Raw genomic sequence first — 23,786 nt, 5'->3', positions numbered from 1 at the left:
AGGATATTGGCGTATCACCCCGTATGAAAAAATCATCTTTCCATGCTTGTTTGGCGACAAGCAAAGACAACATTTTATTCACTTTATCTCAATTACAAAATTATGAAAATTTATTTTAGCGTCCAATTATTATGGATGATAAAGTCGTGTAGGTTAATCTTAAATAAAACTCCATTACCTATGAAACTGAGTGTACTCTTTTTAATCTGTTCGCTAAGTATGACTTATGCGGCAGAGTCGTATGCGCAAAAGACCATGATCAGTCTTGAAGTGCGTAATGAAACAGTTGGCACTGTGTTGGAAAAGCTGAAAAAAGAATCGGGGTTTGATTTCTTCTTCAACAATAAACACGTAGATCTGAAACGTATTGTATCAGTTTCGGCAAACAACAATAATATCTTCAAGATATTGGATCAGATTTTCGCAGGAACGAATGTGAAGTATTCGGTGCTTGAAAAGAAAATCATTCTTTCTACTGAGATTGTGCAAGGAATACAGCAAGAACAAAATAAGGTGACAGGTATTGTGAAAGATGCGAATGGCGAACCGATAATCGGTGCCAATGTCATCGTAAAAGGCCAGTCAACTGGTACAATCACAGATATAGACGGGCGGTTCGTTCTGGATACTCCCAAAGATGCCGTTTTACAGATTACTTATATCGGGTATGTTTCTCAAGAAGTGAAAGTTTCTGGAAAGAAAGAACTTAATGTTGTATTAAAGGAAGATACTGAAACTTTGGAAGAGGTAGTAGTCGTAGGATATGGCGTACAAAAAAAGGCCAACCTGACAGGAGCAGTAAGCAGTGTAAAAATGGATGAAATATTGGGTGATCGTCCTGTCACTTCGGTTAGTAATGTACTGATGGGAGCAATGCCGGGACTGCAGGTAACAGGCACATCAGGCCAACCCGGTGCTGAAATGTCTTTCAATATCCGTGGAGTGAACAGCATCAATGAAGGTGCCCCGCTTGTATTAGTTGACAATGTAGAGATGGACATAAATATGCTGGATCCTAATGATATTGAATCTATCTCTGTATTAAAAGATGCCGCATCTTCGGCTATTTACGGTGCACGCGCTGCATTCGGAGTTATCCTAGTTACCACTAAAAAGGGAATGAAAGACACTCGCTTCTCTATCAACTACTCTAATAACTTCTCATTCAGTAAGCCCAGTAATTTACCCCATAAAGCAACTCCGTTACAAACAGTACAAGCTTATAAAGATATGGGAACAGTATCATATCAGACAGGACAAAATGTAGATACCTGGTTAGAGTTATTGAAAGAATATAATACTAATTCAAGCAATTATCCTGACGGTTATGCCGTTGTAGACGGACTTCGATACAGTTTACAAGAAACAGATCTCTTAAACGACATGATGGAAACAGGTTTTCAACAAACACATAACATTTCTGTTGGAGGAGGTAATAAATCAATATCTTACAGAATGTCAGCCGGTATGGTGAATCAAAATGGAATTCTTGTTACAGACAAAGACTCATATAAACGTTATAATATATCATCTTACATCCGCTCCGACATTCATTCCTGGATTACTCCAGAGTTAGACATCAAATATGCGAATTCACATTCAGAACTTCCCTATACTTCAGCTTCTTATGGTATTTGGGGAGCAGCAGTAGCCTTTCCATCTTATTTTCCATTAGGTAATATGGAACTGGATGGTGAAATCTTGCCTATCAATACTCCTCATAATTTCATCAATCTGTCAGCACCTAAAGAAAATGACAGAAACGATTTACGCATCTTTGGCAAGCTGACTATTACTCCGTTCAAAGATCTGAAAATAATCGGTGAATATACATTTAATAGAAAGACCAGAGAAATCACAACTTTCGATAAGAAATTTGCTTATGCTCACGGAGCTAACTTCCGCAAAGAACAGTCTGTTTCAAATTCGAAATATGAAATAGAAAATCGGGCAACCAATTATAATGCTTTTAATGTATATGCCAATTACAACAAAACATTAGGCCAACATGACATTGGAATTATGGCTGGTTTCAATCAGGAAAGCAATTCCTATAAGATGATGAAAGCGTCACGCACAGATATGATTAACGAAGATTTACCCTCATTATCACAAGCTACAGGAGATTATAAAAACAGTGATGAATTTGAAGAATACCATGTCAGAGGATTATTCTATAGGATAAATTACTCTTATGCCGGTAAATATTTACTCGAAACAAACGGGCGTTATGATGGTTCTTCGAAATTCCCTAAAGAAAATCGTTTCGGCTTCTTTCCTTCTGTTTCCGTAGGATGGCGTGTCAGTGAAGAGCAATTTATGGAATGGAGTAAAGTTTTTCTTTCTAACTTAAAATTGAGAGGTTCTTATGGTAATATCGGTAATCAAAGTATAGAACCTTATGCTTTTATTCCTGGCATGGATTCTCCATTGGCTAATTGGGTTGTAAACGGACAAGCTACTACAACATTGGCTCCTCCAGCCCTAGTCAGCAATAGTTTCACTTGGGAAAAAGTTAGTACCTTGGATTTCGGATTTGACCTAGGACTGTTTAATAACCGCCTAAATGTTGTATTTGATTGGTACCAACGGGATACAAAAGGAATGTTGGCTCCAGGTATGGAACTTCCAGGAGTATTGGGTGCCAAAGCCCCATTACAAAACTCTGCCGACTTACGCGCCAAAGGTTGGGAAATATCCTTGGATTGGAATGACCGTATCGGCAATGTGCAATATTATTTAGGTTTTAACCTATATGACTCGCGTACGAAAATCACAAAATACGACAATGAGGTAGGCTTACTAGGAAAAGATTCGGATGACAATCTGATTTACCGGAAAGGAATGGAATTAGGTGAAATATGGGGGTATACTACAGACCGCTTATATACTACCGAAGATTTTGACAGTCAAGGAAAGTTAAAAAACAATATTCCCAAAGTGGAAGGTTATAATCCTAATCCGGGAGATATACTTTATGTGGATTTTGATGGGAATGGTATCATAAACAATGGTAAAAACACATCAAACGAACCAGGCGACACTCGTATTATCGGTAATGATACTCGCAGATATCAATACGGAATTCGTGGTGGTGCAACATGGAAAGGTATTTCACTGTCATTTATTTTACAAGGAGTCGGCAAACGGGATCTTTGGCTCATGAACGAGCTATTCTATCCACATTACGATGCTTACTCAACTTTGTTTGACTCTCAATTGAATTACTGGACTCCAGAACATACAAACAGTTATTTCCCACGTTTATATGAAAAGGCAGAAGGAAACACTAAAGCCAATCAAAAACCACAAACCCGTTTTTTGCAAAATGGAGCATATTTGAGCATACGCAATATCAGTTTATCATATACCTTCCCCATAAAACTGATCAAGCCACTGGGTATTACTAACTTATCAGTATTTTTTGGTGGAGAGAACCTCTTTACATTTGATCATCTGCCCAAAGGGATAGATGCTGAACGTGTAGTAACAGACAATTTGGGACAACGTGGATTTACTTATCCTTATATGCGTCAATTCTCATTTGGTATTAATTTAAGTTTATAATAAAAGCTGACATTATGAAAAAATATATAGTAGCAGCAGGACTCTTCCTGTTGATGAACTCTTGTTTAAATAATGATTTTATGGAGGTATATCCTAAAGATCAACAAACGGAATTAACCTCTTTCCGATCATATGAAAACTTCAAGACTTACTCTTGGGGACTGTATAACGTCTTTTTCGGCTATGCATATAAAACAGGACAAACTGATGAAATCTTTAAAGGAGATTATGAAGCTGACAATATGATCAAGCATGTCTCAGGCAATGAAAGCCAATGGGCGTATCAAAAAGCTAAGGTACCTGCATCCTCTGATTCATGGGATTATGAATACATCCGCCGGGTAAATTTAATGTTGGACAATATAGACCAATCATCCATGAATGATGCAGAAAAAGCACACTGGAGAAGTGTTGGATATTTTTTTCGCGCTTATAAATATTTTAAAATGTTGTCTCTATATGGAGACTTACCATGGGTAGAACATACCTTATCAGAAGACAGCGAGGAACTATATTTCCCTAGAGACCCACGGGATGTTGTGGCCCAAAATATTCTGAATAACTTGAAATACGCAGAAGAACATATCAAAGTAGACGGAGATGGCAATAATACAATCAATCGAGCTGTAGTACAATCATTAATCTCCCGTTTTTGTTTGTTTGAAGGGACATGGAGAAAATATCATGCCCTACCAAATGCCACAACCTATTTAGAAGAATGTACACGGGCTTCCAAGGAAGTCATGAATAAATATACTACCCTACACCCCAACTATGAAGAACTTTTCAACTCAGAGTCTTTAGCTGGCATCAATGGAATTATTCTATACAAAGAGTATGCTACCAGCCAGCTATGCCATGGACTCACACGTATGGTAAGAACCGGCGAGTCACAAATAGAAGCAACCAAAGATGCCGTGGACAGTTATTTGTGCAGTGACGGACATCCTATCAAAAACAGTACCACATACGGAGGTGACAAAGATGTGTATGCCCAGTTCCGCAACAGGGATTATCGTCTATATCACACAGTATGTCCTCCCTATATGGTAAGTCTAGCAAGTGCCTCTACTACTCAATGGAAGTTCACAGATAATCCCTCTGAACGCGAGTATATTGACTTGATGGCAACAATTTCTAAAGAAACTTATCACCGGTTGCCGACATCTAATTTCAAAGGTTTTATAACCAAAGGGCAACCCCATTTTAAAAATGTCAATTGGGGACAGGGATGGAATGCCAGCCAAATGGGTTTCTGGGTATGGAAATACTATAATACCCATACCGATGCCAGCACTGCCAATGGAGTTTGTACTACAGACGCTCCCCTATTCAGACTCGGCGAGATACTGTTGAATTATGCCGAAGCAATGTATGAACTAGGGCTATTCGATCAATCTATAGCAGATAAAACTATTAACAAACTGAGGAAACGTGCTCACGTGGCCGACATGGTCTTGACAGATATTACCACAGATTTTGATCCTGACAGAGATCAAGATGTAAATCCTTTACTATGGGAAATCCGCCGTGAACGCCGCGTTGAATTAATGGGTGAAGGAACTCGTCTGGACGATTTACGCCGATGGAAAAAAGGACATTATGTAAACAAACAACCTACTGGAGTCTATTTAAAAGATGCAAGTGAATTTAATGTAAAAGTTATGAATGGTCCATCCAACAATGAAGGATATGTATATTATTTCGAGAAACCCATAGGGTGGTTGGAACATTACTATCTAAATCCAATTCCTCTAAATCAATTGGCACTCAATCCTGCTCTCGAACAAAATCCTGGATGGGAAAACAATAAATAAAATTATGCAGTTAAAATACACTTTGTTTTCAAGCATTTCAATGCTTGCCTTCTCTTCTCTGTCTGTATTTTCACAGACAGAGAAAATGAACGTTCTATTCTTGATGGCAGACGATATGCGCCCTGAGTTAGGATGCTATGGGGTAAAAGAAGTAAAGACCCCCAATATTGACCGTTTTGCCGCCAGCGGGTTATTATTTCAGAACGCTTACTGCAATATCCCAGTAAGTGGAGCTTCACGCGCCAGCTTATTAACAGGAGTGTATCCACACTATCCAGATCGTTTTGTCAACTATTCCGCTTATGCCAGCAAAGATTGCCCGACCGCAATTCCGATATCAAGATGGTTTACATCACATGGCTATTACACAATCTCAAACGGCAAGGTTTTCCACCATCTTTCAGATCATGCTAATTCATGGAGTGAACCCCCTTACCGTAAACATCCCGACGGATATGATGTATATTGGGCAGAATACAATAAATGGGAATTATGGATGAATGAAGCCTCCGCACGAACTATCAATCCCAAAACAATGCGTGGACCTTTCTGTGAGTGGGCTGAAGTACCTGACACCGCTTATGATGACGGAAAACTGGCATTAAAAGCCATTGCAGACTTAAAACGTTTAAAAGAACAAGGAAAACCTTTCTTTATGGCATGTGGATTTTGGAAGCCACATTTACCTTTTAATGCCCCTAAAAAATATTGGGATTTATATGACCGAGAAAAAATTCCAGTTGCTAACAATCGTTTTCGTCCTAAAGATCTACCGAATGAGGTTAAAAACTCTACAGAAATCTACGCTTACGCACGTACCACCACAGCAGATGATATTTCTTTTCAGAAAGAAGCCAAACATGGATATTATGCTTGTCTGAGTTATGTTGATGCGCAAATAGGGAAAGTACTGGACGCTCTGGATGAGTTAGGTTTAGCAAATAATACCATCGTTGTATTACTGGGAGACCATGGCTGGCATCTAGGGGAACATAACTTTCTCGGTAAGCATAATTTAATGGATCGTTCTACTCACGTTCCTTTAATTGTACGTGTTCCCGGATTGAAAAAAGGAAAGACTAAGTCCATGGTAGAATTCGTAGATTTATATCCGACACTATGTGAACTTTGTCATTTGCCCATACCAAAGAATCAATTAGATGGCACTAGTTTTGTTCCTATTTTAACAAATTTAAAAGCAAAAATAAAAGACCAAGTATATATCCAATGGGAAGGAGGGGACAATGCTGTTAGCAATAGATACAACTATGCGGAATGGAAACAAAAAGAAAAGATTCATTCTCGAATGTTGTTCGACCATCACATAGATCCAGAAGAAAATAAGAACAAGGTCAACGAACGAAAGTATAGAAGCGAAATTAATAAGCTCTCTTCATTTTTAAAGGCTAAAAAAGAAACTTTAATGAAATCACAATGAAAAAACTTTCCGGTTTACCTGCTCTAACCATCGAGATCGGATTATAACTGAAAGCAATTTGACGATTGTTTTTTGTAAAATAAGAAGTGATAGGCATATTTTAGTGAGAGAATATACTTCAACCAGTATATCTTTCACTAAAATATCATCGGAAACTGTTTATCATTATTCCTCTAAAATAATCACCACATAAACCGTCATACTCAATTCTGCCGGGAATTCATATACGCCTTCACCTGTTCACTAATCTGTTTCATCCCTTTCACCGAAGGATGGCCGCTCATCTTATCAAGCCCTTTCAATTCGATGCAATCGATCTGATAATGTTTGCAAATTGTTCTGACTGATTCAGTTATCTCGTTTCCCAAACCATCATTCAACAAAAAATAAATCTCCACATTAGGATAGTAATCAATCATTGTATCCAGCATATAAGCCATGGCAGGGCGGAAAGAATACAAATCTTTTTTAGACCAATCCGCATACTTATACTCTCCTAAAGGAGATTTTGCCCAATAATCATTAGTCGCGCCAAAAATAAAAATAATATCAGGACAGCCCAACGCCTTCATCCGGGTGATGAAAGAACGGTCGCTATAATCCTCCGAACGGTAACCGGTATGGCAAATAGTAGCACCGGAAAACGAATTATTCACACAAAGACGGTAGTTGTTCTCCTTAATAAACTGATGCCACCAGGTATTACGTACAGAAACCATATCTGTCTTCCGTCCTTTAGGAGGCGTCTTCAGATACCATACAAAATTAGTATCGGGCTGAACATAGCCTTCGAAAGTGGAATAAGAATCCCCCAGAATAGAAACGGATTTCAAACCTTGAGCAATGCCCGGATGACAGAACAACGTGCAAAACAGCAGAGTTATAATATACTTTTTCATAGGTATTTGATTATTTCGCCTTCAAATATACAGCATATTTTGGTTTAACTCCTATAAAAACAACCTTTTTCTTCCCTTTACAGACAAACAAGAAGACATCGAACCGCTTTATAAAAATAAGAACAAATCCAATGGTTACAAATTCGATCTATAAACGTCATTACCTATAAGAGCCGCAAAATGAAGGCCATTTAACTTTTAAAAGACTAAGTATGACAAGAAACGCTTTTTGGGGACTGTGTATCGGGATATGTATGGCAAGCACACAAAGTGTCGCTCAAAAGATAGAAAATACAAATATCCAAACTGATAATCAAAAAAACTATACCCCATCCCATATCAATGAAATTACCAATGGGGAATCTTTATATACTGTCCGAAGCGACACAAGTCTTCATAACATCAGAACAATACAAGCAAACTCGAATCCGGAAGTATTGGATAAACTGACAGCAGAACTGAAACCGGCTATCCCCTATTTAAATGAAGTCGGTGCACAAGCCATGCCCCGGAATATCGTTCCGATCAAGAATCCCTATTTCAATATGCCTCAGCCGAAGCGTCCCGTTTTCCCCGATTTCATCGTCAATATGAAAGACAAAGGAATGACAGAAGATGCCCCTATTACGGATGTAGTGAACCGGACGATTGCCGAAGTCAGCAACCAAGGAGGAGGAACAGTCGTCATTCCTGAGGGAAAATGGAAATCGGCCCGTATTGTACTGAAAAGTAATGTTAATCTACATTTAGCCAAAGGAGCCGAAATAGAGTTTGCCGGTCGCGCGGAAGATTATCTGCCGGCGGTTTTCACACGCCATGAAGGGGTAGAAATAATGGGGCCGGCCGCCTTTATTTACGCCAATGGGGAAAACAACATCGCCATTACGGGAGAAGGAACCATCTACGGACCACCTATGGATGCTGAAATCAGAAAACGTCCTAACGGTGCTTCAGTGGTAGAAAAAGATGTTCCGTGGGACATGCCTATAGAACAACGTATCTATGACGGTATGGAAGGCAGGACTTTCTATCGTCCTAAAACAATCTCTCCCATCAACTGTACCAATGTATTAATAGAAGGGATCACGATGGAACGAAGTACCTTGTGGAATGTGGTACCCATTTATTGCGAGAATGTAATTATAAGAGGCATTACCGTCAACTCCACCAAGGTGCCCAGCGGAGACGGCATTGACATAGAATCCTGTAAAAATGTACTGATTGAATACTGCACGCTGAACTGTGGTGATGATTGCTTTACCCTGAAAGCCGGCAGAGCAGAAGACGGATTACGTGTAGGCAAACCTACAGAAAATGTAGTTATCCGCTACTCGCTGGCCCAGCATGGACATGGCGGGATAACTTGTGGTAGTGAAACAGCCGGAGTGATCAAGAATCTGTATGTACACGATTGTGTATTCGACGGAACCCGTACCGGCATCCGTTTCAAGACACGACGCAACCGTGGAGGAGGCAGTGACAACACGTACTATGAGAGACTGCGCATGATCAATGCAGGAAAAGCCTTTACCTGGGATTTGTTGGGCAGTGCTTATTATATGGGCGAACTGGCCGCACGCTATCCGGCAAGAAAAGTAAACCGGCTGACGCCTGATGTAAAGAATATCCTGATCAAAGATTTCATTGTAGAATCAGCCGACCAGTTCTTTACCGCCAATGGTATTCCCGAAATACCTTTCAACCAGGTAGTGGTGGAAAATGGAGAGATCAAATGCAGGAAATTAATCGGTGCCCTGAATGATGCCGCCGGATTTACGATGCGGAAGCTGACGATAGAATCGCAGCACAATGACATTCACATATTGGATGGAAAAGACATCCTGTTCGAGGATATACATTTCAAACTCCCCGCCGGAGAGATCATGGTGAATGTGGAAGGGGAAAGATCCGGAAACATTGTTTTCAAGAACATCAATGCCAATCAGGAAAAGGTTGAGTATAAAAAGGAATCTCCCATGAGGATAGAAATAAAGTAACTAAATATCGGTCTGATTTGGAACGCAAATGACGCAAATGACACAAATTTAACCTTTCGGTAGGTTTTGCCTCTATGTAGTGAGGGGGCTTTATTTGTGTCATTCGCGTCATTTGCGTTCCAATCTTTCTCCTAAATAATCACACTTATCACACCCACTTCCGCAACTATAATCCCCTAGAATTGTATCATTTTTCATCATAATGTATGATTTTCCATTGTAAGGCGGGTTATCCCGCCTTATTTTTGTATCATGAAAACAGTATTCAATGGTATTATGAAAAACAAATGGACCAAACTGGCGGCTTTAGCAATAGCTGCCCTGTGGAGTGGACCAACCGTGCAGGCACAAGCTCCGCACCCCGAGCGTATCTATTTATCGGGAACCGGTATTGACAACACCAAGACTTGGGAGTTCTTTTGTTCGGGAGGACAAAACAGTGGGAAATGGAAAAAGATCGAAGTACCCTGCAACTGGGAACTGCAAGGATTCGGAGAATATACTTACGGTCGTTGGTATACTATAAAAGGTGAAAGGCCAAGCGACGAAACGGGTATTTACCGATATAAATTTGAATCTCCGGCAACAACTCCCGGTGAGCGGATAAAAATATTCTTTGACGGAGTGATGACCGACACGGAAGTTTTCATCAATGGAAAACCCGCAGGCGAAATGCACCAGGGAGGATTCTACCGCTTCAGTTATGATATCACCGATTTATTGAAGCCCGGCAAAAAGAACCTGCTTGAAGTAAAGATAGCCAAAGAATCAGCCAACAAATCCATCAATGCAGCCGAACGTAAAGCCGACTGGTGGCTGTATGGTGGTATTTACAGACCCGTATGGCTGGAAGTTGTCCCGGCAGTCCACATGCGACATTTTGTTCTGAACGCCGATCAGCATGGAAAATTGCAAGCGGCAATAGAAATGGAAGGGGATGCCAAAGGATATGAATTGTCTGTTTCCGTCCGTTCATTAAAGGATGGGAAAGAGATGTACACTCAAGGACACAAACCTACCGTTTCTCATCAGATTAAGGATTCGAACAAGGAACAGTTGGTGGAAGGAAACTGGATGAATATCCAGCCTTGGTCTACAGAGGACCCTAACCTGTACGTAGCCAGACTGGAACTGAAAGACCCCGAAGGGAAAACGGTGCAAAGCCGTGAAACGCGGATAGGTTTCCGCACCATTGAATTCTTTCCACAAGACGGAGTTTATCTGAATGGAACCAAACTAGTGGTGAAAGGTGTCAACCGCCATTCTTTTTCCGTAGATGGAGGTCGTGCTACCAGTGCGGCTATAAGCCGTCAGGATGCCTTGCTGGTAAAAGAGATGAATATGAATGCGGTCCGTTCACATTATCCGCCTGATGAACATTTCCTGGATATGTGTGATTCATTAGGAATTGTCTATATGGACGAACTGGCAGGATGGCAAAACGGATACGATTCAAAAGTAGGTCCTAAGTTAGTCAAAGAAATGATAGAACGCGATGTAAACCATCCGTCCATCATTATTTGGAGTAATGGCAACGAAGGAGGATGGAATTATAATCTGGATCCTTTATTCGCCAAATACGATAAATTACAGAAACGCCACATGGTACACCCTTGGGCCGATTTCAATGATCTGGACACCCACCATTATCCCACTTATCTGACCGGAGTGGCACGTTTTACCAACGGCTATAAAGTATTTATGCCTACCGAATTCATGCATGCCATGTACGATCAGGGAGGTGGTGCCGGACTGCGTGACTTTTGGGATCGTTGGTGCACGAACCCTCTGTTTGCCGGAGGCTTTATCTGGGTATTCTGTGACGAAGCTCCCAAACGTTCTGATAAAGGAGGCATATTGGATTCTGATAAATCCAATGCTCCTGACGGGGTAGTTGGTCCGCGTAGAGAAAAAGAAGGAAGTTACTATGCTATCCGCGCACAATGGTCGCCCATCCAGTTAAAACCCCTGCTGATTACCGACCACTTTGACGGCAGCTTCCTGGTTACTAATGAATATACGTATACTAACCTGGACAAATGTCGCATGACTTACAAAATACGTACTTGCGAAACACCTTTGAAAAATGCCATGGAAAGCGGTAAAGTTATCGCAGAAGGCCATGTACAACTGCCAGCCATCGCACCAGGTGAAACCGGAAAAGCCCGCTTCACTCTTCCTGCTTCTTTCCGGGAAGGTGATGTACTGGAGTTAGAGGCATTTGACAAAGAGGGAAAAAGTATCTGTAACTGGACCTATCCTATCCGGCTGGCAAAACAATACTTTGATCATAAAATGGCGCAGACTCCGATGACCCCGGAAGCGGTACAACCGGCCACCGCCACTCAAACCGCTACCTCCATCGAACTGAAAAGCGACCGTGTAACCGTCACTTTTGACCCGGCTACCGGCATGATCAGCCGTATCACATCAGGAGGAACAGAAGTTCCATTCAAAGACGGCCCTGTGGCAGTAGGCATGAAAATGCGCTACGAACCAACATTGAGTTATGTCCGCAACAGCAACGAGGGAGCTGTTTACTGTGCCAAGTACAAAGGTGCCGCCGACTCCATCGTATGGCGTCTTACGGACAAAGGATTACTCTATATGGATGCCATTCTGCTGAACCGGGCTTCCGGCGGAGGTGGATTCGATGATGCTTTCATGGACTCCAAAGTATTCAATCTCGGTCTGACTTTCTCTTATCCTGAAAAGAATTGCTCCGGCATGAAATGGATGGGCCGCGGCCCGTACCGTGTCTGGAAAAACCGGATTCCGGGAACGAATTATGGAGTATGGCACAAAGAGTACAACAATACCATCACCGGAGAAAGTTTTGAAAATCTGGTTTATCCGGAATTTAAAGGATATCATGCCAATATGTATTGGGCCACATTGGAAAGTAACACGACACCGTTCACCGTTTATTCCCGGAATGACGGTATCTTCTTCCATGTGTTCACTCCCGAAGAACCGAAAGGACGCGTAAAAGACACCATGCCCAAATTCCCCGAAGGAGATATATCCTTCCTGCTGGACATCCCGGCTATTTGCTCCTTTAAACCCATCGAGCAACAAGGGCCGAACAGCCAGCCGGGTAATATCCGTATCAAATCGGGGGATGAAGGGTTACATCTGAATTTGATGTTTGATTTCCGACAATAAACAAGTGAATAGTGATTAATTTAATAGCAGAATCATGAAATTAATAACTTTTGTATGTGCCGCCTTTCTATGCCTTCCGTCTTTGGCACAAGAAAAATTTCCGGACGGCACGCCTGTATCCGATTGGTTTAAGGACAGTAAGATAGTAGATATAAACACATTAGGCAAGAAATACATTCTGACAGATTACGGTGTCATCAATGACAGCACCCTGTTACAAACAGAGAAAATCCAATCTGCCATTGATGCTGCCGCACAAAATGGCGGCGGAGTCATCGTCATTCCCAAAGGAACCTATTTAAGCGGAGCGCTGTTCTTCAAACCCAAAACACACCTGCATCTGGAGGAAGGAGCTGTGTTGAAGGGAAGTGATGATATCAGCAACTTCCCCATCATAGATACCCGCATGGAAGGGCAAAGCTTGAAATATTTCGCGGCGTTGGTCAATGCCGACAGAGTGGACGGTTTTACGTTATCCGGAAAAGGCACGATTGACGGTAACGGATTAAGATACTGGAAATCATTCTGGCTTCGTCGAAAAGTCAATCCCCAATGTACCAATATGGATGAATTACGTCCCCGGCTGGTTCATATCTCCCATAGCAATAACGTCCAACTCTCAGGAGTACGCCTCATCAACTCTCCCTTTTGGACTACCCATCTTTATAAATGCAATCACATAAAATTACTGAACCTCTATATTTTCTCACCGGAGAAACCGGTAAAGGCTCCAAGTACGGATGCCATTGATATTGATGTATGCAGCAATGTACTGGTGAAGAACTGCTATATGTCTGTCAATGATGACGCCATAGCCTTAAAAGGCGGCAAAGGTCCCTGGGCAGATCAAGACCCGAACAATGGAGGTAATTTCAACATCATCATCGAAGATTGTACCTACGGCTTCTGCCACGGCGCCCTCACTTGTGGAAGCGAATCCATCCACAATCGCAATATTATCTTGCGACGCATCCACATCACCAATGCCAATCGTTTGTTATGGTTAAAGATGCGGCCGGACACTCCTCAACAATATGAATATATTCTGGTGGAAGATATCACCGGAGATGCAGACCATTTTCTGTATATCAAGCCTTGGACACAATTCTTTGACCTGAAAGACAGAAAAGACATTCCCGTTTCTTACTCAAACCATGTGACAATGAGAAACATTGATTTTAAATGCGATAATTTCTTCAGCGTAGAAAAGTCTGATCAATATCAACTTACTAACTTTACATTCGAAAACCTGAACATTAAAGCTAAAAACGGGGAATGCGACAAAGAAATGATTGACAATTTCATTTGGAAAAAGGTAAGTATAAATAATATAAAATAAGATCAGCAGTTGAATAAATCAAATTCAACAATATCTAATCACGAGCCACGGCTGGCACTATCCAAACGTGGCTCCTGTTTTTTCAACATGAAATTCACAAGATCCCGGTGTATTCCACATATATCCGGCATTCGTTTCTTTACTTAATAGTTCAATAACTCTTCCAGGCATCAGCCTCTTTGGCATTACGGGCTTTTGCACGCATTTTCTTACTGAAAATGATTCCCAGCAGCTTATCGGCATCAAACGTAGCACTGATACCCGCCCCCACCATCAAAGCGCTAGGAGTAAATTTGCCTGCCGGCGCAGGTTCCAAACGAGGATCATAGCCTGCCAACAACTCTTTGTTGATAGGAATCTCTACATAAATTTGTTCCTCTTCCGGAGTTTCAAACGGTCCGTACGGCAATAACCTGATATACCCTCTACCATCTATTGTATCCATTTGAGAGATATAATAACGAGGAAGTTCCGTTTCAAACTTCATGTTTTTTTTAGGGAAGGGAGTTGATTTCATTTTCCACTTTTCGGGATTGAACAATCTGTCAATCTCTTTCTGTGTTTCATCATCTATCACAATTTCTACTTGACCGCTCAATAGTTGCTGCAAACGCAAAGAGTCCTGTTTGGTCAACTGCTTGGTCTCATTCGTTCTCTGGGCAAATGACAGCACCGAGAAACAAAGACATAACAAAAGGAAGAATATACGTTTCATAGCTATCTATTTTTAGTAACTTCCTAAAGATACGCAAAAGTAACGTATGTTCATCCTTTTCAAGTCTTTTTCTTTCGTTCTTTTTTTCGTTAATTCTGGTAATAAACTCGTTTTACCCTATTAGACACACTGGTCAAGATCTCGTATGGAATAGTTTCCAAAATCTCTGACAGGACAGTGACCGGTAAATCATCTCCGAAAATGATAGCTTTATCCCCTTCCTTACAATCAATATCCGTCACATCAATCATGCATACATCCATACAGATATTACCCACGTATGGCGCTTTCTGCCCATTCACCAAACAGTAGGCATGTCCATTTCCCAAACGTCGGTTCAGCCCGTCGGCATAGCCGATAGGAATAGCGGCAATGCGAGAATCCCTTTCCAAATGTCCTTTACGACTATACCCCACTGTTTCCTCCTTAGGAACCTCATGAATCTGAAGAATAGTGGTTTTTAATGTACTTACATTATGGATGATCTGATTGGTAAACGGATCAATTCCATAAAGACCGATTCCCAAACGCACCATATCGAACTGGGCACCCGGATAACGTTCTATCCCGGCTGTATTACAGATATGACGCAATATCTTATGCTGAAAAGCCTCCTGCAAACATTCAGAAGCAGCTTCAAACATTTCTATCTGTCTGCGCGTAAACGAATCAAACTGAGCCCCGTCACTGCCTACCAAATGGGAGAATACAGAACGTGGAATAACAGCTGTCTGTTTCTTCAGACGGTCTATCAGTTCCGGAATCTCTTCGGGTGCAAAACCCAAACGGTGCATTCCCGTATCCAATTTAATATGAATGGGGAAATTCGTTACCCCTTCTTTTTCGGCAGCTTTAATCAGTTCATTCAATAAATGGAAACTGTAAACCTCGGGTTCCAATTTATAATCAAACATGGTCTTGAATGCTGTCAACTCAGGATTCATAATCATAATGGAACAGGTAATTCCCGCTTTCCTCAGATCCGAACCTTCATCAGCTACAGCTACCGCCAAGTAATCCACACGATGATCTTGCAGTGTCTTAGCTATCTCGTATGAACCGGCACCGTATGCAGAAGCCTTCACCATACATACCATTTTTGTTTCCGGTTTCAGTTTGCTGCGATAATAATTCAAGTTATCAACCAAAGCATTCAAATTGATCTCCAAAATGGTTTCATGCACTTTCAGTTCCAAACGATCTGAAATCCGGTCAAAATGAAAAGCCCGCGAACCTTTTACCAAAATCACCTCATTACGCAGCCCAGCCAGCAAATCCGACTCCAACAGTTCTTCTGTAGTACGGAAAAAATACTTTTCTATCTCAAAACGGGCAGCAGCAGTCCGAATTTCCTCTCCTACCCCGATAATCTTCTCTACTCCCCGGCTATGTACCAATTCGGCTACCTGACGATAAAGCAGTTTGCTGCTCTGTCCTGTTTCAAGCATATCCGAGAGGATAAGTGTCCGTTTTTTTCCTTTATCATCAGAACGACGCGACATAAAGTCAAGAGCAATATCCAAAGAAGCCAAATCCGAATTATAACTATCATTGATCAACACACAGCCATTCTTGCCTTCTTTTACCTCCAGACGCATAGCAATCTGTTCCAAACGCGCCATGCGCTCGGTTATTTGTTCAGGGGAAACCATCATATACAAAGCCACAGCCAGACAATGCAGCGAATTCTCAATAGAAGCGTCATCTATAAAAGGAATACTAAATTCATTCGGCATCCCCAGATAACGGTATTTAATAGTGGTAGCATGTGCCCCTTTTTGAATGGACTCAATAAACAACGGACGTTCATTGTCCTTTTTCGACCAAGCAATCTCACGCGAGGTAAAAAGAGATTTTGCCACACACGAACTGATCAGTTCGTTATCGCCATCATAAATGATGACGTCACAGTCTTTGAACAAAGTAAGCTTCTCCATACATTTATCCTGTAAAGAGAAAAAGTTCTCTTGGTGCGCACCACCAATATTAGTCAAAATCCCCACAGTAGGTTTAATGATAGTCTGCAACGCCTCCATTTCCCCCATTTCGGAAATACCCGCTTCAAAAATAGCCAACTCAGTGCGTTCATTCATCAACCATACCGAAAGTGGCACACCTATCTGTGAATTATAGCTACGTGGCGAACGGGTTACCACACGGTCCGGGCTCAGCAATTGATACAACCATTCCTTCACAATGGTTTTTCCATTGCTGCCTGTAATTCCTATAACCGGAATCTGAAACTGCTCCCGATGCTTTTCCGCCAATTTCTGTAATCCTTTCAGAGGATTGGCCAACTGCAGGAAATTCGCATCTTGAAAAGATTTCATATCGGCCGGCAATTCGCCCACTACAAAATTACGGACTCCACGTTCATACAATTCCGGAAGATATTTATGCCCGTCATTCCGTTTGGTTTTTAAAGCAAAAAATAATGTTTCTTCCGGAAAGCACAATGAACGGCTATCAGTTAAAATCCAATCAATCTGTGCACTACGGTCCCCAAACCGCTTTGCTCCCAGAACTTTTTCTATATTTTCAATCGAGCTTGACATTGTTCTAATTCTTTTTGAAGGTCAAAATACGGGAACTTTTCTTTAAGTCGCTCTATCTTTAACACTATTTGAGTTAAAAATTTGCGATATGTTTCAGATTGGGCATTAAACGGTTTGTGAGCTAAAGCCTTCCGGATATCCTCCCACTCTTTCATTATTCTATCCGTTTCTTTACTAAAATAACATTCTGTAAAACATTCCCATAAATAAGATACAGCAACAGGAGAAGGATGCAACATGTCATCTGCATAAAAACGATAATCACGAAGTTCATCCATCATGATTTCATAAGAAGGGAAATAGTAACAATCAGACCAGCGGCGGCATAATTCATCCACCGCAAGAAGCAAAGTGGACTTACTTATCTGATTACCATGCATACCATCTTTGCTATGCCGTATGGGGCTGACAGTGAAAAGTATCTTCAAGAACGGATTTACTTTTCTCAATTCCACCAACACACATTCCCATTCAGTGACAATTTCCTCTACCGTAAGAAGTTGTCGGGTAAAAAGGCTGTCGGGCTGTTTGTGGCAATTTCCTACCACCATGGTCCTTTCCTTCAGCCAATAAGCAAATGCAGTCCCCCAAGTAATAACCAGCCAATCAAGCTGAGGAAGTCCGGCTGAAGCCTGTTCCAGCCGCGTATTTATAGAAGACAAACAAGATGCTGCCGTAGAGGCTGAAAAAACGCTATGATGCATCCAACTGTGCCAACAGCCTCCGGCATAGAACAAATCCTCTTCCGTATATGTTTGATGGGATAGAATTTGCCAAAGAGCTTCCACTATGGATAAAGGATTATAGAGGATTCCAAAAGGATTTACATCACAACGGAACTTATTTGCCAACAACAAATTTCCGATGTTTTCTGCAAAACAAGAACCAAATAGCATGATTCGGTCCGAATGCCGGATTTCTGTTTCCCTTTTAGGTAATTCTACTTGCGTTCTGAAATTCATACGATAAGGAAAGCTTTTAAAATTTAAGGGCAAATGTAATCATAATACACATATTTATGCTATTTTTGCACGATATTTATCATATCATAGGAATGGAACAGGATAATTTATATAACTTACTGCAAAGCATAGATACTCCGGATGATTTGCGCCATTTAAGCGCAGACAAACTGCCCGAAGTGTGTAAAGAGCTAAGGCAAAAGATTATAGATGAGCTCTCATGTAATCCGGGGCATTTCGGTTCCAGTTTGGGCGTAATAGAACTGACCGTCGCCTTACATTATGTATTCAACACACCCTATGACCGCATTGTATGGGATGTAGGGCATCAAGCTTACGGGCATAAAATTTTAACCGGACGCCGGGATGCGTTCTGTACCAACCGTAAACTGAATGGCATACGTCCTTTTCCTTCTCCATCCGAAAGTGAATATGACACATTTACTTGCGGGCATGCGTCAAATTCTATTTCCGCAGCTTTAGGTATGGCTGTAGCAGCCAAAAAGCACGGAGAGAATAACCGGCATGTCGTTGCTGTAATTGGTGACGGTTCCATGAGTGGAGGGCTGGCTTTCGAAGGGCTGAACAATGCCTCGGCAACTCCTAATAACCTTCTGATTATCCTGAATGACAACAACATGGCTATAGACCGTAGTGTAGGAGGCATGAAACAATATCTGTTGAACCTGCAAATGTCTGAAGGATACAACCGAATACGCTATAAAATATCACAAATGTTCCATCGATGGGGTATCCTGAACGAAGAACGCCGGAAAAGCCTGATACGATTTAACAACAGCCTGAAATCCATGCTGGTACAACAGCAAAACGTATTTGAAGGCATGAATATCCGTTATTTCGGACCTATTGATGGACACGATGTCAACAATTTGGCACGTGTATTAAAAGAGATTAAAGATATGCAAGGACCTAAACTGCTCCATATACATACCACCAAAGGAAAAGGTTTCGGTCCGGCAGAAAAAGCTGCCACCATCTGGCATGCTCCGGGCATATTCGACAAGGAAACCGGAGAGCGTATCGTTGTCGATACCAAAGGAATGCCCCCTTTGTTTCAGGATGTTTTTGGAAATACCCTATTGGAACTGGCCCAAACAAATGATAAAATCGTAGGAGTCACTCCCGCAATGCCCTCAGGGTGCTCTATGAACATATTAATGAAAGCCATGCCCGAAAGAGGTTTTGATGTGGGAATTGCCGAAGGACATGCCGTTACCTTTTCAGGAGGAATGGCAAAAGATGGTCTATTGCCTTTCTGCAATATCTATTCGTCTTTCATGCAACGTGCCTATGACAATGTGATTCACGATATAGCGATACAAAAACTCAATGTAGTATTGTGCTTGGACCGCGCTGGATTGGTAGGAGAAGACGGTCCTACTCATCACGGAGCATTCGATCTGGCTTATATGAGACCGATACCCAATCTCATTGTGGCCTCCCCTTACAACGAACATGAACTGCGTTGTTTGATGTATACCGCCCAGTTACCTGACAAAGGTCCTTTTGTCATCCGTTATCCACGTGGAAGAGGTTCATTGGTAGACTGGAAATGTCCAATGCAAGAGATTGAGATAGGAAAAGGAAGAAAATTGAAAGAAGGAAAAGACATAGCGGTCATTACGCTGGGGCCCATTGGCGTTCAAGCAGAAAAGGCTATCACACATGCCGAACAGGAAACAGGAAAAAGCATTGCTCACTATGATTTGCGTTTCTTAAAGCCGTTAGATGAAAGTATGTTACACGAAATAGGCAAGAGATTCAAGCAAGTAGTCACTGTTGAAGACGGTGTGCTAAAAGGTGGAATGGGCAGTGCCATACTGGAATTTATGGCAGACAATGAGTATAATCCGCAAATAAAACGTATCGGACTACCGGATCAATTTGTCCAGCATGGTTCAGTAAAAGAACTATATCATATTTGCGGCATGGACGAAGAAGGTATTTACAAAGTTTTGATATCATTCTAAGAGAGACGAACAATGAAAATCATTATTGCAGGAGCAGGAGCAGTAGGCACCCATCTGGCGAAATTATTATCGGATGAAAAGCAAGACATCATTTTGATGGATGAAAACGAAGAAAAGTTGAGCAAACTTGATTCCAACTTCGATTTAATGACTGTCAATGCATCCCCCACCTCCATTTCCGGCCTTAAGAATGCAGGAGTGGCAGGCGCGGATTTATTTATCGGGGTCATGCCGGAAGAAAGCCGCAATATGACGGCCTGTATGTTGGCTACCAATATGGGGGCAAAAAAGACTGTAGCCCGGATTGACAATTACGAATATTTACTTCCTAAACATAAAGAATTCTTTTCCCAACTAGGAGTACACTCACTGATTTATCCGGAAATGCTGGCCGCCAAAGATATAGTAGATGCCATCAAAATGAGCTGGATACGCCAATGGTGGGAATTTTGCGGTGGTGCATTGGTCCTGATAGGTACCAAAATGCGCGAAACGGCAGAAATTCTGAACGTTCCCCTTCATGAACTGGGAGGACGTAATATTCCATTCCACATTGTAGCTATCAAACGGGGAAATGAAACAATCATCCCCCGGGGAGATGATGTTATCAAACTGCATGATATTGTTTATTTCACAACAACAAAGAAATACATTCCCTATATCCGCAAGATTACAGGAAAAGAAAATTATCCCGATGTACGCAATGTGATGATTATGGGCGGCAGCCGCATAGCTGTTCGCACCACACAATATGTACCGGATTACATGCAGGTCAAGATTATTGAAAATGACATCAACAGATGTAACCGGCTGACCGAAGTGGTAGATGACAAAGTAATGATTATCAACGGAGATGGACGGGATATGGATCTGCTCATGGAAGAAGGGTTAAAAAACACGGAAGCATTTGTCGCTCTGACGGACAATTCTGAAACAAACATTCTGGCTTGTCTTGCCGCCAAACGTATGGGAGTAACCAAAACTGTGGCAGAAGTAGAAAATATCGATTATATCAGCATGGCAGAAAGCCTGGATATCGGTACGGTTATCAATAAAAAAATGATTGCCGCCAGCCATATCTATCAAATGATGCTGGATGCAGATGTTTCCAACGTAAAATGTCTGACTTTTGCCAATGCTGATGTAGCCGAATTTACGGTTAAAAACGGTTCACGTATAACCAAATGCGCTGTCAAAGATGCCGGCCTTCCCAAAGGTGCCACCATTGGCGGACTGATTCGCAACGGTGAAGGGATACTGGTGACAGGTAATACCGTCATCCAACCTAACGACCATGTCGTAGTATTCTGTCTAGGTATGATGATTAAGAAAATAGAAAAATTCTTCAATTGATGATAAATGCAAAAATGATAGCCCGGATTATGGGGGCGTTATTCTTCATCGAAGCGGGGTTTCTTATTCTATGCTCGTTTCTCGCTGTCTATTATAATGAATCAGATATTTCAGCTTTCCTATATTCTGCCGCAATAACAGCCGGAGCAGGTAGCATAGCCGCTTTAGCAGGGAAAAATGCAGAAAAGAGAATCAGCCGCCGCGATGGATACGTTATTGTAACCCTTGCCTGGGTGTTTTTTTCTTTATTCGGTATGCTTCCATTCTATCTAAGCGGATATATTCCCACTATAACGGATGCTTTTTTTGAAACCATGTCAGGATTCACCACCACCGGAGCAAGTATTTTGGACAATATAGAGTCATTGCCACACGGGCTTTTGTTCTGGCGAAGTATGACACAATGGATCGGAGGATTAGGAATTGTCTTTTTTACTATTGCCGTATTACCGATTTTCGGAGTAGGCAGTGTACAATTATTTGCGGCGGAAGCCACCGGTCCCACCCATGATAAAGTACATCCGCGTATTGGAGTTACGGCCAAATGGATTTGGACTATCTATTTGGGGCTGACCATTACAGAGATTATTCTGCTGGTTGCTGGAGGCATGAACTTTTTCGACAGTGTATGTCATTCTCTGACTACTACCGCCACAGGAGGATATTCAACCAAACAAAATAGCATTGCCGCCTTCAACTCTCCTTACATAGAATATATAATTACGCTATTCATGTTTTTGGCAGGTATCAATTTCACCTTACTATATCTACTGTTCTTAAAAGGAAATTTCAAACGCTTATTCCAAAATACAGAACTCCACTGGTATTTGGGAACTGTGGGATTTTTTACCCTTTTCACTACCGTCACTCTTATTTTCACCAGTCCGTTCAGTATTGAAGAATCTTTCCGTAAAGCCATATTTCAGGTTGTTTCCTTACAAACCACTACCGGATTCATTTCTGCAGATTATATGACCTGGGTACCTGTACTTTGGACATTAATGTGCATCATCATGCTGTTTGGAGCTTGTGCCGGATCCACCACAGGAGGAATAAAATGTATACGCATAGCCATTATGAGCCGTGTTTCTAAAAATGAATTCAAACATATCATTCATCCCAATGCTATACTTCCTGTACGTATCAACCGCCAAGTTATTTCATCAACAACCAAGTCAGCAGTACTTGCATTCATTTTTCTATATATGGCTATTATTTTTATTGGATGGCTGGTTCTTATGCTGTTTGGAGTAGGGTTTGAAGAAGCTTATAGCGTAGTCATTTCCAGTTTGGGCAATGTAGGACCAGGTATTGGAAAATGCGGCCCTTCCTATTCATGGAGCGGGTTGCCGGATGCAGCAAAATGGATAAGTGCAATATTGATGCTGATAGGGCGTTTGGAATTATTTACCGTACTTCTGCTCTTCATGCCGAGTTTTTGGAAAAAGCATTGACATTTACGTCCTATAACCATTTTTATACATAAATAATTCAAAAAATCTCAATGAAGCTTCAAATATTGGCTATCTTTGCACCCTCATTTAAAGGGTAACAAGATGAATAATATGTTGAGATACATTGTATATATCCTATTATTTCTACTGTTTACGATAACAGTAGGTCAGGATTATCATACGGTTGAGACAACAGATTTACCCCCACAGACCTCTTGTTACCAGCAACAACAAGACCCCTGCAAAAGAACAGTGGACTTCCTGTTTACCAACAATTTTGCAGATATGCCACAAATAGCCATATCACTTGACAACCCTTCCACATCAAAGTTCAAATGTATAGTCCGCATTTTAGCAGCATTGAACGAACTTAAAAAGCAGGAGCTACAAACAAACCATATAGTTTGCCACACTTTTCATTCGCTTTACACTGATGCAGTAGATTATTATATCTATGCACTCCGGCGGATCATCATTTAATTTTTAATCTTTTTTCAGCATTTTGCTGAGTAGAAATCCTTATAACAAACGTCT

At 41.4% G+C, this 23,786-nt stretch carries 14 protein-coding genes; 10 read left to right on the top strand and 4 right to left on the bottom strand.

Annotation, left to right across the window (positions count from 1 at the left end):
• The first annotated feature begins 219 nt into the window (after nt 1-219).
• The 3 genes from AB5062_RS11255 to AB5062_RS11245 are packed head-to-tail and all read left to right on the top strand — an operon-like array spanning nt 220 to nt 6,822.
• Complete coding sequence (locus AB5062_RS11255; protein ID WP_229097011.1) at nt 220-3,567, top strand: TonB-dependent receptor; 3,348 nt, start codon at nt 220-222, stop codon at nt 3,565-3,567.
• Between the two features lie 14 nt (nt 3,568-3,581).
• Complete coding sequence (locus AB5062_RS11250; RefSeq protein WP_011965319.1) at nt 3,582-5,384, top strand: RagB/SusD family nutrient uptake outer membrane protein; 1,803 nt, start codon at nt 3,582-3,584, stop codon at nt 5,382-5,384.
• Nucleotides 5,385-5,388: 4 nt separating this feature from the next.
• On the top strand, nt 5,389-6,822 hold the full coding sequence (locus tag AB5062_RS11245; protein ID WP_172770293.1) for a sulfatase: 1,434 nt from the start codon (nt 5,389-5,391) through the stop codon (nt 6,820-6,822).
• A 203-nt stretch (nt 6,823-7,025) separates the two neighbouring features.
• On the opposite strand, the gene AB5062_RS11240 is transcribed toward AB5062_RS11245, so the two are convergent.
• A complete protein-coding gene (locus tag AB5062_RS11240) occupies nt 7,026-7,721 on the bottom strand; it encodes an SGNH/GDSL hydrolase family protein (protein WP_117814765.1) in 696 nt (231 codons plus the stop codon).
• 212 nt (nt 7,722-7,933) lie between these two features.
• Between AB5062_RS11240 and AB5062_RS11235 the strand changes: the two genes are divergently transcribed.
• From AB5062_RS11235 to AB5062_RS11225, 3 genes are all read left to right on the top strand, one after another.
• The gene (locus AB5062_RS11235) at nt 7,934-9,718 is read left to right on the top strand and encodes a glycoside hydrolase family 28 protein (protein WP_130084967.1); all 1,785 of its coding nucleotides are present in this window, start codon (nt 7,934-7,936) and stop codon (nt 9,716-9,718) included.
• 252 nt (nt 9,719-9,970) lie between these two features.
• The gene (locus tag AB5062_RS11230) at nt 9,971-12,883 is read left to right on the top strand and encodes a glycoside hydrolase family 2 TIM barrel-domain containing protein (protein ID WP_195508318.1); all 2,913 of its coding nucleotides are present in this window, start codon (nt 9,971-9,973) and stop codon (nt 12,881-12,883) included.
• Nucleotides 12,884-12,917: 34 nt separating this feature from the next.
• The gene (locus AB5062_RS11225) at nt 12,918-14,222 is read left to right on the top strand and encodes a glycoside hydrolase family 28 protein (protein ID WP_117700076.1); all 1,305 of its coding nucleotides are present in this window, start codon (nt 12,918-12,920) and stop codon (nt 14,220-14,222) included.
• Nucleotides 14,223-14,373: 151 nt separating this feature from the next.
• Here the strand turns inward: AB5062_RS11225 and AB5062_RS11220 are convergent, their stop codons facing one another.
• From AB5062_RS11220 to AB5062_RS11210, 3 genes are all read right to left on the bottom strand, one after another.
• Nucleotides 14,374-14,937 (bottom strand): DUF4858 domain-containing protein, encoded by a 564-nt coding sequence (locus AB5062_RS11220; protein WP_005842844.1) that lies wholly within the window; start codon nt 14,935-14,937, stop codon nt 14,374-14,376.
• A gap of 89 nt (nt 14,938-15,026) precedes the next feature.
• Nucleotides 15,027-17,492: a bifunctional UDP-N-acetylmuramoyl-tripeptide:D-alanyl-D-alanine ligase/alanine racemase gene (locus tag AB5062_RS11215; protein WP_032953522.1), complete on the bottom strand. Its 2,466-nt coding sequence runs from the start codon at nt 17,490-17,492 to the stop codon at nt 15,027-15,029.
• Nucleotides 17,468-18,454, bottom strand: a complete 987-nt coding sequence (locus AB5062_RS11210; protein ID WP_005842849.1) for a GSCFA domain-containing protein — start codon at nt 18,452-18,454, stop codon at nt 17,468-17,470. Before AB5062_RS11210 ends, AB5062_RS11215 begins: the two co-directional genes overlap by 25 nt.
• 92 nt (nt 18,455-18,546) lie before the next feature.
• On the opposite strand from AB5062_RS11210, the gene dxs reads away from it, so the two are divergent.
• The 4 genes from dxs (at nt 18,547) to AB5062_RS11190 (ending at nt 23,732) form a co-directional block, all read left to right on the top strand.
• On the top strand, nt 18,547-20,445 hold the full coding sequence (gene dxs, locus AB5062_RS11205; RefSeq protein WP_011965312.1) for a 1-deoxy-D-xylulose-5-phosphate synthase: 1,899 nt from the start codon (nt 18,547-18,549) through the stop codon (nt 20,443-20,445).
• A 12-nt stretch (nt 20,446-20,457) separates the two neighbouring features.
• The gene (trkA, locus tag AB5062_RS11200) at nt 20,458-21,798 is read left to right on the top strand and encodes a Trk system potassium transporter TrkA (protein ID WP_005842854.1); all 1,341 of its coding nucleotides are present in this window, start codon (nt 20,458-20,460) and stop codon (nt 21,796-21,798) included.
• Nucleotides 21,798-23,252 carry a TrkH family potassium uptake protein gene (locus AB5062_RS11195; protein ID WP_005849248.1) on the top strand — a complete coding sequence of 485 codons (1,455 nt, stop codon included), beginning with the start codon at nt 21,798-21,800 and terminating at the stop codon, nt 23,250-23,252. Before trkA ends, AB5062_RS11195 begins: the two co-directional genes overlap by 1 nt.
• Nucleotides 23,253-23,354: 102 nt before the next feature.
• Nucleotides 23,355-23,732, top strand: coding sequence for a hypothetical protein (locus AB5062_RS11190; protein WP_005849251.1), 378 nt, complete (start codon nt 23,355-23,357; stop codon nt 23,730-23,732).
• Nucleotides 23,733-23,786 lie beyond the last annotated feature (54 nt).

It is taken from the genome of Phocaeicola sp. RTP21359st1_B8_RTP21360_211022, assembly GCF_040911965.1.
In the GTDB taxonomy this organism is placed as follows: domain Bacteria; phylum Bacteroidota; class Bacteroidia; order Bacteroidales; family Bacteroidaceae; genus Phocaeicola; species Phocaeicola vulgatus.
The sequence above is the reverse complement of the archived record's forward strand: the minus strand, read 5'-3'. Positions and strand labels throughout refer to the sequence as shown.